At 40.3% G+C, this 14,659-nt stretch carries 11 protein-coding genes; 1 reads left to right on the top strand and 10 read right to left on the bottom strand.

Annotated features, from left to right (window positions below; translation table 11 throughout):
• Positions 1 to 164 precede the first annotated feature (164 nt).
• The 9 genes from SOI76_RS00410 to hutC form a co-directional block, all read right to left on the bottom strand.
• A complete protein-coding gene (locus SOI76_RS00410) occupies positions 165 to 449 on the bottom strand; it encodes a hypothetical protein (protein ID WP_104080001.1) in 285 nt (94 codons plus the stop codon).
• A gap of 779 nt (positions 450 to 1,228) precedes the next feature.
• Positions 1,229 to 3,055 carry a DUF885 domain-containing protein gene (locus tag SOI76_RS00405; protein ID WP_104080000.1) on the bottom strand — a complete coding sequence of 609 codons (1,827 nt, stop codon included), beginning with the start codon at positions 3,053 to 3,055 and terminating at the stop codon, positions 1,229 to 1,231.
• A gap of 255 nt (positions 3,056 to 3,310) precedes the next feature.
• A complete protein-coding gene (gene hutG / locus SOI76_RS00400) occupies positions 3,311 to 4,231 on the bottom strand; it encodes a formimidoylglutamase (RefSeq protein WP_104079999.1) in 921 nt (306 codons plus the stop codon).
• Positions 4,232 to 4,241: 10 nt separating this feature from the next.
• Positions 4,242 to 5,447, bottom strand: coding sequence for an imidazolonepropionase (gene hutI, locus SOI76_RS00395; protein ID WP_104080072.1), 1,206 nt, complete (start codon positions 5,445 to 5,447; stop codon positions 4,242 to 4,244).
• Positions 5,448 to 5,498: 51 nt separating this feature from the next.
• Positions 5,499 to 6,911: an amino acid permease gene (proY, locus tag SOI76_RS00390; RefSeq protein WP_000081461.1), complete on the bottom strand. Its 1,413-nt coding sequence runs from the start codon at positions 6,909 to 6,911 to the stop codon at positions 5,499 to 5,501.
• A gap of 64 nt (positions 6,912 to 6,975) precedes the next feature.
• Positions 6,976 to 8,514 (bottom strand): histidine ammonia-lyase, encoded by a 1,539-nt coding sequence (gene hutH, locus SOI76_RS00385; RefSeq protein ID WP_000421598.1) that lies wholly within the window; start codon positions 8,512 to 8,514, stop codon positions 6,976 to 6,978.
• A gap of 87 nt (positions 8,515 to 8,601) precedes the next feature.
• The gene (gene hutU, locus SOI76_RS00380; protein WP_014207979.1) at positions 8,602 to 10,269 is read right to left on the bottom strand and encodes a urocanate hydratase; all 1,668 of its coding nucleotides are present in this window, start codon (positions 10,267 to 10,269) and stop codon (positions 8,602 to 8,604) included.
• A 261-nt stretch (positions 10,270 to 10,530) separates the two neighbouring features.
• A complete protein-coding gene (locus tag SOI76_RS00375) occupies positions 10,531 to 11,106 on the bottom strand; it encodes a HutD family protein (protein WP_205668437.1) in 576 nt (191 codons plus the stop codon).
• Positions 11,103 to 11,855 (bottom strand): histidine utilization repressor, encoded by a 753-nt coding sequence (hutC, locus tag SOI76_RS00370; RefSeq protein ID WP_086376018.1) that lies wholly within the window; start codon positions 11,853 to 11,855, stop codon positions 11,103 to 11,105. Before hutC ends, SOI76_RS00375 begins: the two co-directional genes overlap by 4 nt.
• A 352-nt stretch (positions 11,856 to 12,207) precedes the next feature.
• Here hutC and SOI76_RS00365 point away from each other — a divergent pair, with 352 nt between their 5' ends.
• The gene (locus tag SOI76_RS00365; RefSeq protein ID WP_104079998.1) at positions 12,208 to 13,320 is read left to right on the top strand and encodes an acyltransferase family protein; all 1,113 of its coding nucleotides are present in this window, start codon (positions 12,208 to 12,210) and stop codon (positions 13,318 to 13,320) included.
• A 31-nt stretch (positions 13,321 to 13,351) separates the two neighbouring features.
• Here SOI76_RS00365 and zigA read toward each other — a convergent pair whose 3' ends face one another.
• On the bottom strand, positions 13,352 to 14,617 hold the full coding sequence (zigA, locus tag SOI76_RS00360; RefSeq protein ID WP_104079997.1) for a zinc metallochaperone GTPase ZigA: 1,266 nt from the start codon (positions 14,615 to 14,617) through the stop codon (positions 13,352 to 13,354).
• Positions 14,618 to 14,659 lie beyond the last annotated feature (42 nt).

Raw genomic sequence — 14,659 nt, 5'->3', positions numbered from 1 at the left:
GCCCGATACGCATTAATTGCCTATCGGGCTTTTTTATTGCGTTCATACCAGAACATAGAGAACTCCCCCTCAGGCCTCTGCATCACAACAGACTTTTACTTTTGCGCTGATTTAAAGTTTGAGAGATCATTGCGACACAGAGATAAAGGAGCTAAGCGAAATACTTAGCTCATTTCATTTTTGTCGCAGCGTTGAATGCTGCTGAACAAGTTAGGGGCAAAGTCCTGTGGGAGAACAGGACTTTGCAAACTGGTGTGTTTTAAACGTTGCACGATTTGGGGTGAATACACTTGCGCGAGCTGTTGGCAAACACAATTACAACTGGCTTGCATGTGTTCACCTGACAAGCAAATTCTTTTAAATTCCTGCTGAGCATTAGCGTCATCATTTGTAATACCGTAAGTACCGACCACAAGGTTTAAAACTAATATAAATTTATGAAGTTTCATATTATTCTCATGATTATTTATATCTTTAAATAAAATAAAAATATTATTTGTTTAAATATTAAAATAATTTTTTAAATAACAGTTAATCCTCCCACACAAATAGGAAAATAAAATAATTAAGATTTTCAAATAAAAATAATTTATATATTTAAAAAATCAGGACATAGAAAATCCAAATTTTAAATATATAAAATAGTTAAATGAGAGAGAAAATGAGTTTAAATAATGGCATGGCCAACTCCTTAAAAATGGAGTCCTACCACCAAATCACCGTCAATTGATTAGGGTGGCAGAACGAAAGAGGGTTGACAGACTAGACTTAGCGACCAGCACGCGCGAACGCGTCCCCCTTCCGCCCTACCATAGAGAAAAAGGGGGCACAAAGGTTCCACATGGGAAATACTCAGAAAGTATAACCCATTTGCTAAGTACGGTCTGTCAAAACCGTCTGGCAATGTAGGCCAGCAACGAAATATTAATCTGTATAATAAAGAACGTCAATTTATTTTAATGAAAAAGTTTAAATATAATAATTTAATTAATGTTTATATAATATTTTCCTTATTTTATATTTAAAGCTTTTAATAAAATTTAAAATATAAACATGAGTTATATATATTTAGTTAATAAAATAGATTAATCGTTAATTCTAATTTAACAGTTTATATAAAAATATAAGATGATAAGCATATACCTCTTATCATCTTTTCTAGAGTTTACTTTTCTATAGCTTTTAAATCAGGCCCAACGAAGACCTGACCTAAATTTCGATTTTTGTTTTAAGCTGCCGCTTTTTGTTCCTTAATCCAATTTTTAATACGTGCATCTAATATATTTAAAGGCAATGTTCCTGCATTTAAAACCATGTCATGGAACGCTTTGATATCAAAACGATCTCCAAGCTCCTGTTTGGCTAGCTCTCGTAACTCTAAAATTTTCAGTTGTCCCATTTTATAGGCTAATGCTTGGGCAGGAATAGCAATATAGCGATCTGTCTCTGCCTGAATATCTGGTTCATCTAAAGCTGAGTGTTCCCGCATAAAATCAATCATTTGCTGACGGGTCCATTTTTTATAATGTACCCCAGTGTCAACCACTAGACGACAAGCACGGAACAACTCACTCGATAGTCTTCCATAGTCTGAAAGCGGGTCTTTATAGAAACCAACGTCTTTGCCCAGTTGCTCTGCGTAAAGTGCCCATCCTTCAATGTAGGCGGTGTGGTTGGGTTGCTTTCGGAACATCGGCAAATTTGGCAAGTTTTGGGCAATATCAATCTGCATATGGTGGCCGGGAATTGCCTCATGGTAAGCGGTCGCTTCCATTGATATTTTGGAACGTTCAGAGAAGTCGCCAGTATTTACATATACCTGTCCGGGGCGTGAACCATCAGGTGTGCCTTGGTGATACTCCGCACCTGCCGCTTCTTTTTCTCGGTATTGCTCTACAGGCAAAACTTCGACTTTATTTTTGGGTAATAAACCGAAGAGCTTCGGCAACTCTGGTTGCATTTGGGCAATATACCCGCGATAAATCTCTAAAATTTCTTCACGAGATTTTGGGAAAACCGCGGGATTTGTCTTTAAAGATTGTTGGAAACTTTTTAAATCATTGAAACCTTGTGCTTTGGCAATTTTCAGCATTTCCGCTTCTATACGAGCAACTTCTTTTAACCCGAGCTGATGAATAGTTTCAGGGCTTTCAGAGGTTGTCGTATTGTTTTCTACATAAAAGCGATAGAGTTCGTCACCGTTTGGCAAACTCCATATACCCTCGTGTTGTCGTCCATAGGGTAAGTAATCTTTCTGAATAAACGTCCCGAGCTTTTGATAGGCAGGCCGAACATTCTGATCTATGGCCTGTAGCATTTCACGGCTTAAACGTTCTTGTTCTGCTTTCGAAATATTTTTTGGAAATTGCTTTAATGGAGAGGCAAAAACACTGTCCTTCCCTACGGGAGTTGCAATACTATTAATCTGCTTTGCTACCTTTTCAATTAAATATTTGGGTGGCATCAAGCCATCTTTTTGGCCTTGTTTCGCTAACTGAATCCCTTGATCAAGAATAAGAGGAATCTGTTTTAAACGAGTAATATAGTCTTGATATTGCTTAGCATTATCAAATGGAATCGAACTAATAAATCCTGGAAATTGTAAATGTAGCCCCCACATTTGATTAAAAGGCATCTCATAGAGTTTCAAATCATAATTTTTAAGTGTTTCTTTCAACTGATAAATCATTAAATTTTTATTTAATTGATCAGTTGCTGAAAACCCTGTGCTATCAATTGCTTCAAAACGATTTAAAAAATTTTGCGTACTTTTTTTATCTTTCTCGATCTGATTTTTTGAAAGCTCAGTCCATCGATTGTTATAGCGTAAATCTCCTAAAACGGTTGCAGTTTCAGGACTATTTTTCAAAGTATATTCCCACTGTTCCTGTAAAAGTTGGTTTAAAGCTTTCACTCGAACAGAGACATTACTGTTTTGTTTAGATTGTGATTTTTCGATGCTATTTGTATTTATTTCGGGGGTTGTTGCATTAGAAGAATGAAACATCCAAAATAAAACACTGATACAAGCCAATTGTAAGGTTCTGTTTTTCATTTAATTATCCAGAAATATTTAACAAAGGTTAAAATAAAGACAAAACAAATTACGTGCCAAGCAGCATATAAAATGGTGTAAAAATCGAGTATTTTTTTAACTAAATGATTTTATAAATTAATTTTCTTTTTAATTATATTATTTATAGTTGCTATCTATATTCCACATCTGACTTTAATAGACCAAGAACTTAAAAAAAAAGTGCACATGAACGATCTCAGTGCACTTTTTCATTTCTACATTAAAAATTGTTTCTCAAGAAAACAAATATTGATAAACAATATACGCAGCCAGTTTTGCTGTTCTATTGTCCAAATCAAATTTTGGATTGCATTCAGCAATATCTAAAAGTTTGATTTTGCCAGTCTCTTGAATATGCTTAAAAAGTGCTTCAAAAGTAGCTAAATCAATTCCTTTTACAGCAGGTGCACTCACCCCTGGTGCAACCGCAGCCGCAAAGACATCTAAATCAATCGTAACGTACAAACAGTCTACTTTTTCAATAAAAGCATCAACCGCCGCAAGTACGTTTAATAGGTTAAAAATATTAACCTCATGATCGCGCAAATATGAACAATTCAGCGCATCGGCTGTATCAAACAAAACTTTAGTATTGGCATGGTTGGCGACCCCAATACATAAATAATTAAATTGTTTTTGATGCTGTTCTGAAAGTCGAGCTGCCTGTAAAAAAGGTGTTCCAGAGGTGGCATGTTCGGCTTCACGCAAATCAAAATGGGCATCGAAATTAATAATGCCTATTTTTTTATCTGGCGCGTGGGCTTGTACATATTGGAACAGACCGCTAAAGCTACCAAATGCAACCTCATGTCCGCCACCCAATACAATCGGCTTTAAACCATTTTGCAAGCTGTTTGCGACTTGTTCTGCCAACTCTGTTTGTGCTTGCTCTAAATTGTCATATTCACAAGTCACTGTACCCAAATCGACAATACTGACTGGGCGATGAATCGGTAAATTAGCCAGTTGAGTACGGATTGCATCTGGCGCTTCGGCAGCGCCAACTCGGCCTTTGTTACGCTTCACACCTTCATCAGAGCTAAAACCAATCAGGGCAAATTCAGCAGGTTGGGTTTTATTCATAATATGGTGAATACGTTGGTGTGCTTCACCCTCGCCATCATGGCGGCCTTGCCATTTAAATGTGTGATTCATATGCCACCGTCTAAAAAATAACTTCTTGTCCATGCTGAACGACTCGCTTAGGCAAATCGCCGCCAAGCCAGTAAACAATTTCAGATGGATGCTCAATATCCCAAGCCACAAAGTCAGCGACTTTACCCTGCTCCAGACTGCCGTGTGTGTACTCTAAACCGAGCGCTTGTGCAGCATGAATGGTGACACCCGCTAATGCTTGCTCAGGCGTTAAGCGAAAAAGTGTGCTGCCCATATTGAGCATTAAACGTAAAGAAAGTGCTGGAGATGTACCCGGATTTAAATCACTCGACAGCGCAATACGCACACCATGTTTAATCAGGCTTTCAATCGGTGGGTATTGTGTTTCACGTAATAAATAAAAGGCACCCGGTAATAACACTGCAACCGTGCCCGACTCTGCCATGGCTTTAACATCATCTTCGGTCATGTACTCTAAATGGTCAGCCGACAAAGCATGATAACGTGCTGCCAAACTTGAGCCACCTAGCGATGAGAGCTGCTCAGCATGAAGCTTAACGGGCAAACCTAATGATTGTGCCGTTTTAAAAACACGTTCAACCTGAGCTGGTGAAAATGCCAAATGCTCGCAGAATGCATCTACTGCATCGACTAAACCTTCAGCATGTAGTTTAGGCAACATCTCTGTACAGATATGCTCGATATAAGCATCGCTTTGGTCTTTGTACTCTGGCGGCAACGCATGCGCAGCTAAACAGGTACTTTTGACCGTCATCGGTAAAGCTTCACCAATTTGACGAATCACACGCAGCATCTTGCGTTCATTTTCATAATTGAGTCCGTAACCAGACTTAATCTCGATAGTTGTAACGCCGTCTTGTTGCATACAGCGAATACGTTTAAGTGCTGAGCTTAGTAATTGTTCTTCGCTTGCTTCACGTGTTGCACGAACAGTACTGGCAATACCGCCACCGCTTGCTGCAATTTCAGCATAGCTCACACCTTGCAAACGTTTTTCAAACTCAACACTACGGTTGCCACCAAATACGCTATGCGTATGACAGTCGATGAGCCCTGGGGTTACCCAAGCGCCATTTAAGTCAACTGTTTCGGAATACGTGTCGGCAGGAAGTTGTTGTTGTTTTCCAATCCAGTGAATCAGATGCCCTTCTGTGACGATTGCAGCATCTTCAATGTAGGAATATTGCCCATTTTGCATGGTCGCAATGTGGCAATTTTGCCAAAGTTTTTTCATTAGCCCTTCCTCAAAACTGCCCAATAGTTCAACCATTGGGCAGTTCATTTGTTAGCTTTCTATCTCAACATTTTGCTGGATAGGATTACTTTCCTTTCCCAAGCTCTGCTCTGGCTTGACCCAAATGCGATAAGCAATCGTTAACAGAGCAAGCCAAGTGATTCCTACATAAATTGCAGGACGTGAATCTGGGAAATATCCCATCATGACTAAGATGAACGCCATAAAACCAATTGCAAACGCAGGTGCATATGGCCAACCCCAGATAGGGAAATCAAGTGCTTTAATTTCAGCAGTAGATAACTTACGGCGCATTGCGACTTGCGAAAGCAAGATCATGAGCCACACCCAAACAGTTGCGAAAGTTGCAATCGATGCAATGATCATGAATACATTTTCAGGAATTAGGTAGTTCAGCACCACACCAATTAATAGCACACCAGCCATAACCACTACAGTCATCCATGGCACACCATTACGTGATAATTTCTGAAAAACTCGAGGCGCTTGACCACGGTTTGCCATACCATAAAGCATACGGCCAGCACCAAACACGTCACTATTAATTGCCGAGATTGCAGCGGTCACCACCACCATATTTAAAATATGCGCAGCAGATGGAATTCCTAGATTTTCAAAAATTTGTACGAATGGACTACCTTGGCTACCAATTTGATTCCATGGGAAAATCGACATCAGTACAAAAATGGTTAGTACATAGAAAAGTAAAATACGTACTGGAACTGCATTAATTGCTTTCGGTAAAGTAGTTTTCGGATCTTGTGATTCACCCGCTGTAATACCAATAATTTCGATACCACCGAAAGCAAATACAACCACAGATAAACATGCAACTAAGCCGGCAATCCCATGTGGCATAAAGCCATCATAAATCCATAAGTTTTGAATCCCTGGAACTACACTGCTATGGTCAGCATGGAAGCCGTAGAACATTAAGCCTATTCCACCTAAAATCATGGCAACAATGGCGCTCACCTTGACAATAGACAGCCAAAACTCGAGCTCACCAAAGACTTTAACGTGAATAAGGTTAATTGCACCTAAGAACATAATCAGGGATAAAATCCAGATCCACCGTGGTACATCGGGATACCAGAACCCCATATAAATACCAAAAGCAGTCACATCGGCAATTGCAACAATCACCATTTCAAAGACATACGTCCAGCCTGTCGTAAAACCAGCCAATGGACCAATGTACTGTGATGCATAGTGGCTGAATGAGCCAGAGACGGGATTATGGACAGCCATTTCACCCAAAGCGCGCATAACGATATAAATTGCAATCCCTGCAACGATATACGCAAGTAATACTGAAGGCCCTGCCATTTTAATTGCAGTTGCCGAACCATAGAAAAGCCCAGTTCCAATTGCTGAGCCCAATGCCAAGAAACGAATGTGGCGGGTGTTTAAACCCCGCTGTAGTGTGGAGTTTTGTGACATTATAATCTCCAATCCTTGAGGATATTTAGTTAGATTCGGCCACTCCATGTGACCGTTTTATCAATCACACTTCAGATAAACTAGGGAGTAGTTTTGGAATAATTAACTCGTTTAAGCAGCCGCTTGAGAGTAATTCACTTGCTTGCTCAATATCAGGAGCAAAGAAACGGTCTTCACTGTAGTAAGGCACTTGAGCGCGCAAGATTTTACGAGCTTGTTCAAGTTTAGGCGAGCTTTTTAGGCCTTCACGGAAGTCTAGACCCTGACAAGCGCCTAACCATTCAACAGCTAAAATGCCGCGGACGTTGTCAGCCATATACCAAAGACGTTTACCAGCATTCGGAGCCATTGATACATGGTCTTCTTGGTTGGCAGAAGTCGGCAAGCTATCAACACTTGCTGGATGTGCAAGCGCTTTATTGTCACTTGCAAGAGCAGCAGCAGTTACCTGAGCAATCATAAAGCCTGAGTTAACACCACCATTTGCCACCAAGAACGGTGGAAGTTGTGACATATGACGGTCCATCATCATCGAAATACGACGTTCAGACAGTGAACCAATTTCTGCAATTGCCAAAGCTAGATTATCGGCCGCCATTGCTACAGGTTCTGCATGGAAGTTACCACCAGAAATCACGTCACCTTGTTCAGCAAAAACAAGCGGGTTATCAGATACAGCATTTGCTTCAATTTCTAATACTTCAGCAGCCTGACGGATTTGGGTTAAACATGCGCCCATCACCTGTGGTTGGCAACGTAAAGAGTATGGGTCTTGAACTTTGCTACAGTCTTCGTGTGAATGTGCAATTTCACTCGAGTCTGTTAAGAGATCACGATAAGCCGCAGCTACATCAATTTGGCCACGTTGACCACGTACTTCGTGAATACGAGCATCGAATGGTGCACGTGAACCCAGCATTGCTTCAACGCTTAAGCCACCACAAACAGTTGCAGCTGCAAATAAATCTTCCGCTTCAAATAAGCCGCGTAAAGCATAAGCCGTTGAAACTTGTGTACCATTTAAAAGTGCTAAGCCTTCTTTAGCTGCTAAAGAAATTGGTTCTAAGCCTGCAACTTTTAAAGCTTCAACTGCGGGTAACCATTCACCTTTATAACGCGCTTTACCTTCACCAAGTAACACTAAAGACATGTGTGCAAGTGGTGCCAAGTCACCTGAAGCCCCTACTGAACCTTTCAGTGGAATGTGTGGGTAAACTTCGGCATTAATTAAAGCCAACAAAGCATCAATCACTTTACGGCGAATACCAGAGAAACCACGCGCCAAACTATTTGCTTTCAATAGAATAATTAAACGAACCATTGCATCATCAAGTGCTTCACCTACACCTGCCGCATGCGAAAGAACCAATGAACGCTGTAATTTTTCTAAATCTTCAGGAGCAATTTTAGTTGAAGCAAGTAAGCCAAAGCCCGTGTTAATACCGTAAGCTGTACGTCCTTCATTTACAATTTTCTCAACGCAAGCCACGCTTGCATTAATTGCAGATGAAGCACTTTCATCTAATTTAACTTTAATTGGGTTGAGGTAGGCTTGACGTAAATCGGCTAAGGTCAGTTTTCCCGGTTGGATTAATAATTCCATGTTGGCTTCCTAATTTTTTGCACTATATTCTGCTGAGACGGTGCTTTTCACAATTGCAAAAAGCACCGCTAGTTCTTCCGTGTATTTTTATTGCGTGATCATTGGCAAGTGTAGGCCTTGCTCTTTCGCACAGTTAATCGCAATTTCATAACCTGCATCGGCATGACGCATAACACCTGTTGCAGGGTCATTGGTCAGTACGCGAGCAATACGTGCAGCAGCTTCATCTGTACCATCACACACAATCACAACGCCTGAGTGTTGAGAGAAGCCCATACCTACACCACCACCGTGATGTAAAGACACCCAAGTTGCGCCGCCTGCTGTATTGAGCAACGCATTTAATAAAGGCCAGTCTGATACTGCATCTGAGCCGTCTTGCATTGCTTCAGTTTCACGGTTTGGACTTGCAACTGAACCTGAGTCTAAATGGTCACGACCAATCACAACTGGTGCAGACAATTCACCGCTACGAACCATTTCGTTAAATGCCAAACCAAGTTTTGCACGTAAGCCTAAACCTACCCAGCAAATACGCGCTGGTAAGCCTTGGAAGCTAATACGTTCACGTGCCATGTCTAACCAGTGATGTAAATGTTCATCATCAGGAATTAACTCTTTAACTTTGGCATCTGTTTTATAAATGTCTTCTGGGTCACCAGAAAGCGCAGCCCAACGGAATGGACCAATACCGCGACAGAACAATGGACGGATGTATGCAGGTACGAAGCCTGGGAAATCAAAAGCGTTTGCTACACCTTCTTCTTTCGCCATTTGACGGATGTTATTGCCATAGTCAAATGTTGGAACACCCATTTTTTGGAAATCAAGCATCGCTTGTACATGCTTCGCCATCGACTGTTTTGCAGCTTTTACAACAGCTTCCGGTTCAGTTTTCGCACGTGCACGGTATTCATCCCAAGTCCAGCCTACTGGTAAGTAGCCATTAAGGGGATCGTGTGCACTTGTTTGGTCAGTCACCATATCTGGACGTACACCACGGCGTACAAGCTCAGGTAAAATTTCAGCAGCGTTACCATGAAGCGCAATTGAAATTGCTTTACCTTCTTTTGTATAGCGGTCAATACGTGCTAAAGCGTCATCTAAATCAGTCGCTTGTTCGTCTACATAACGGGTACGTAAACGGAAATCGATACTTGCTTGTTGGCATTCGATGTTTAAAGAACACGCACCTGCAAGTGTTGCAGCTAAAGGCTGAGCGCCACCCATACCACCTAAACCTGCGGTAAGAACCCAACGGCCTTTTAAGTCACCGTTGTAGTGTTGGCGGCCTGCCTCAACGAAAGTTTCATAAGTACCTTGTACGATACCTTGGCTACCAATGTAGATCCACGAACCTGCTGTCATTTGACCGTACATTGCCAAAGCTTTAGCGTCTAATTCGTTAAAGTGTTCCCAGTTTGCCCAGTGCGGTACAAGGTTTGAGTTTGCAATTAAAACGCGTGGTGCATCTTTATGAGTTTTAAACACACCTACTGGTTTGCCTGATTGAACCAATAAAGTTTCATCAGTTTCAAGATTTTTTAGCGTATCTACAATTTTGTCGAAACATTCCCAGTTTCGTGCTGCACGGCCAATACCACCGTATACAACCAACTCTTTCGGGTTTTCTGCAACGTCCGGATCAAGGTTATTCATCAACATACGTAATGGAGCTTCAGTTAACCAACTTTTAGCCGTCAATTCAGTGCCGCGTGGCGCACGAATTTCTACATCACGAAATTTTGTTGTCATTGTTGTCACAGGCGGACTCCTTCCTTTGAGCTTACATCAGCAGAACATCACTTGTTTCTGCATTTGTATAGTAATGTATTAACTTGTATATACATCCATATACTACACAAATATTTTTCGGCGTGAAGAGGCTTGCTCATATTTTTTTAAAAAATTTGAATAAGCTCATGAATTAAATTAATTTATTTTTATAACAGGTATAAAAAAAGCACATGTCTTTTCAGTAGACATGTGCTTTTGAATAAGCAAATTACTTAGGTTTTAACGTTGAATTAACTCAATGATATAGCAACTTTTGAGCTGTTTTATTGGAAGATTGATTGATGTGACACCAGATTTTTTCTCAATTTTTAGCGTCTCGTGAGCAGCAAGCTGAACAAAATCATCATCAACATTCACTTCCGTTTCACCAACATGATTAAAAATAAAAATCAGATCTGCTGAGCTGATAAATGCCTGCTCTGCTGCCTCATTCAACCACTGAAAACGGGCATGAAACTTTGCAGGATCATAAATTAAATTTAAATCCCGAATTGCACCGTCTACCAGTTTACTTTGGACCTGACTCTCACCATGAAAAGCAAAAATATCACCTTGGTTCAGCGTCGTGGCAGGAAGATCATCGATATGCAATACCATGCCTTGTCCATCAATTACGCTAATAATTCGCTGCTTATTGGGAAATAGCGAAAATGGCCCAGAAGTGGTCACATCTGCCATCGAAATGCGCCAGTCAAAGTCAGCCTCACCTAGGCTTCGAGCAATTTCTAAAGTAAAGCCTGCACCATTTTTCCAAAGCATTTTTGTATATTGATCGGCCCTGATCAATTCAATCATGGGTTGAATTTCCCTTCGAGATAGTAGCGGCTACCCGGATAGATCAAACGCGCACTTGAAATGAGTTGTTTGTTTGACCATGTGCGGCGGCGAATGAGTAAGCATGGCTCAGCTTTAGTAATCTTTAACCACTTACACTCTTGAGGAGATGCTAAAACGGCCTCAACAATATGCTCGCCTTCTGTCACGGGAGCTTTTGCCATGAGGTAAGCATTTGGGGTAATGGTTTTAAAATCTTGTTCTAAATAATCTGGAATCAGTGCTGCATCGACTAAACGATCTTCGACCTGAACAGGTACATCATTTTCATAATGCACAATAATCGAGTGAAATAATCTTTGCCCTTCGCGAGTCTGCATTAACACGCTTTGCTCTGCATTTGCATAAATTTGTTCTAAGACTAAAACTTCAGCGTGGTGCTTATGGTTTCGTGCAATAATCTCATCGGCAATATTATTAATTTGAAAAAGTGCAGTTCGGCCTTGCCCTTCAGCAACGAAAGAACCAACGCCCTGAATTCGAACCAACAACCCTTCGGTCGTTAACTCACGTAGCGCACGGTTTACCGTCATACGGCTACAACCGAGTTGATTAACGAGTTCACTTTCCGAAGGAATTTTTTTATTTACAGCCCACGAGCCTTCATAAATCTTTTGTGAAATCAGCTGTTTTACACGTTGGTATAGAGGAACTGGACTATCAGCTTCAATCGAAAGCTCAGTATGTTCTTGTTTTGATGTTCTGGGCATAACAAATACTCAAAAAGGCAGCAGGCAAAAAGGTATTTTAGTTGACATGCTATGTATATACAACCACATACAACATGTTAATTTATGAAATAAATAGATTTTGAAAAGTTTAAAAAATAAACATATATCAATAAGAGCTAATTTAAAGTTTTATGTAGAGAAATTCAAATATATAAAGGCTTTATCAATATTTATTTAATAGTTATTTCTGGTAAGCCAGTGCCCCATCCAAGAAAACAAAAATATCATTTTTTCGGGTTTACGAAATGATGCTTAAAATTTTTATTTAAAATAACTGATCGATAGTATTCTTCTGCCACACAGTATATTAATAAAACTGGAAGCACATCGAATGCGTAATTATAAAATAGATATTCTTCGAGGAATTTCTATCCTTTTGGTTCTTTTACACCATTTTAATATTCCCTATAAACTTAAAGATACATGGTTAGGTTTTGATTTCTTAGGTGAAGCATTTAGCACAGTCATCGCAAGAAACGGAAATTATGGCGTGACCATGTTTTTTGTAATTTCGGGGTTCTTAATTACTCATCACACCTTAAAAAGAGATAAACAATTTTCTGCAATTAACCTCAAACATTTTTATATCCGACGAGCAGCGCGTATTTTACCGTGTCTGGTATTACTCATTTTAGGTGTAAGTGTACTTGGTTCGTTTGACTTAAAACCCTTTATGAACCAAGCCCCGAATGGCATTGAGGTCTCTTATCCTTTAACCATATTTGCAGCCTTAACCTTCTGGATGAATACCCTGATTATTAAATTCGGTTGGGTAAACTACGCTTTGGGCGTGCTGTGGTCGCTCTCTGTGGAAGAAGTTTTTTACTTTGTTTTTCCATTATTATGCTTGCTTACGCGTAGTAATAAGGTCTTTGTTGCTGTACTAATTGGCGTAATTTTATATGGCCCTTATTTTAGGTCATTGCATTTTGGAGAAGAAAGCGGTGCCTATTTATATCATTATTTTTCAAGTTTTGATGGTATAGCGGTAGGCTGTTTAACTGCCATTTTTTCTCATAAATATCAGCCAAATTGGCCCTATAAAAAACCTCTTTCATGGTTGATTATTTTGAGTATGACCGCTCTATATTTATATGCACCAATTAAAGAAATCAGTACATGGGGTATCAGCTTATTTGCTTTTGCTACAGGCTTACTTATTTTGTGTTTTCAACCTCATTCAGGAACACAAGCGCATAACCTATTTACCAAAGTGATGGTCTGGTTGGGGCAACGAAGTTATGAAACTTATTTGTTTCATCTGGTTGTGCTGGGGCTTATGAAAGTTGCTTTTATTCCGGCTCAGACCGACTCTAGCATTAAAATTATGCTTTTAATTGGCTATCTAATTCTGACTTTTATCATTAGCGCAGCGATTGAAAAATACTATTCCACCCCGCTTAACAGCTACATTCGAAAGGTTTTTATTAAAGATAAATCATAAAAAAAGCCCCTTGAAAATAGGGGCTTTTTTATTAAGCGATCAACATCGTTTCATCATCTTGCTTAAAAGGATTAGACCAGCTCTGCCATGCTTGTGGTCCTAAAGCCATTTCTTCATCACTTAATAAACAACAGTCTAAGCGTTCTATTAAAGCTTGCTCATCCATTTGCATACCAATTAAAACCAGCTCCTGACGCGCATCACCTGTGCGGGCATCCCAATTTTTCTTAATTTCTTCAATGCTGGTGAGGTCACTCGGCCAGTCTTCTTCTGCAACGGCCGCCCACCAATAACCAGCTAAACCGTGTCGAGCCATTGCTCCCGCTTGCGACCATGAATAAGCCAATGTCGGTTCGGCAGCCAACCAGAAAAAGCCTTTGGAGCGCACGACTCCCGGCCATTCAGCCTGTACCAAATCATAAAAACGCTCTGGATGGAAAGGTCGGCGAGCGCGGTAAACAAAGCTGCTGATTCCATACTCTTCAGTCTCGGGGGTATGCTCGCCACGTAACTCTTTTAACCATCCCGGCGCTTGTGCAGCTTCATCAAATTCAAATAAATGTGTATTTAAAATTTTATCTAAGTCGATCTTTCCAAATTGCGCAATTTCAATTCGGGCACGCGGGTTTAACGTTTTTAAAATGGCGATAAGCTGGTCTTGCTGAGCCTGATCAATCAAATCAATTTTATTCAGCACAATCACATCACAAAACTCGATTTGATCAATAAGAAGATCGACTACAGTTCTTTCATCTTGCTCACCTAATGATTCGCCACGTTGTTGCAGTGAGTCAACTGAACTATAATCTTTAAGAAAATTAAAAGCATCGACTACCGTGACCATGGTGTCGAGTCGAGCGAATTCATTGAGTGAGTTTCCATCTTCATCTTCAAAGGTAAACGTTTCTGCCACAGGTAACGGTTCTGAAATGCCAGTTGACTCAATCACCAATTGGTCAAAGCGCCCTTCATCGGCTAAACGTCTCACCTCAACCAATAAGTCTTCTCGTAACGTACAGCAGATACAACCATTGCTCATTTCAACCAGCTTTTCATCTGTTCTTGAAAGCTCCGCCCCACCTTCGCGTACTAATGCCACATCAATATTCACCTCAGACATATCATTGACAATCACGGCAATACGGCGGCCTTCACGATTATTTAAAATATGGTTGAGTAATGTGGTCTTTCCTGCACCCAAAAAGCCAGATAAAACAGTGACGGGAAGCTTGGCAAATGAGTTGGCGATTGCAGTGCGCATGGCTTGATCTCTTTGAATAATATTTAAACTGATCATGGCTGGCCATTTAAATATGGCCAGATCACAGGCGTAATCTAT

It is taken from the genome of Acinetobacter pittii, assembly GCF_034064985.1.
GTDB classification, from domain to species: domain Bacteria; phylum Pseudomonadota; class Gammaproteobacteria; order Pseudomonadales; family Moraxellaceae; genus Acinetobacter; species Acinetobacter pittii_H.
The sequence above is the reverse complement of the archived record's forward strand: the minus strand, read 5'-3'. Positions and strand labels throughout refer to the sequence as shown.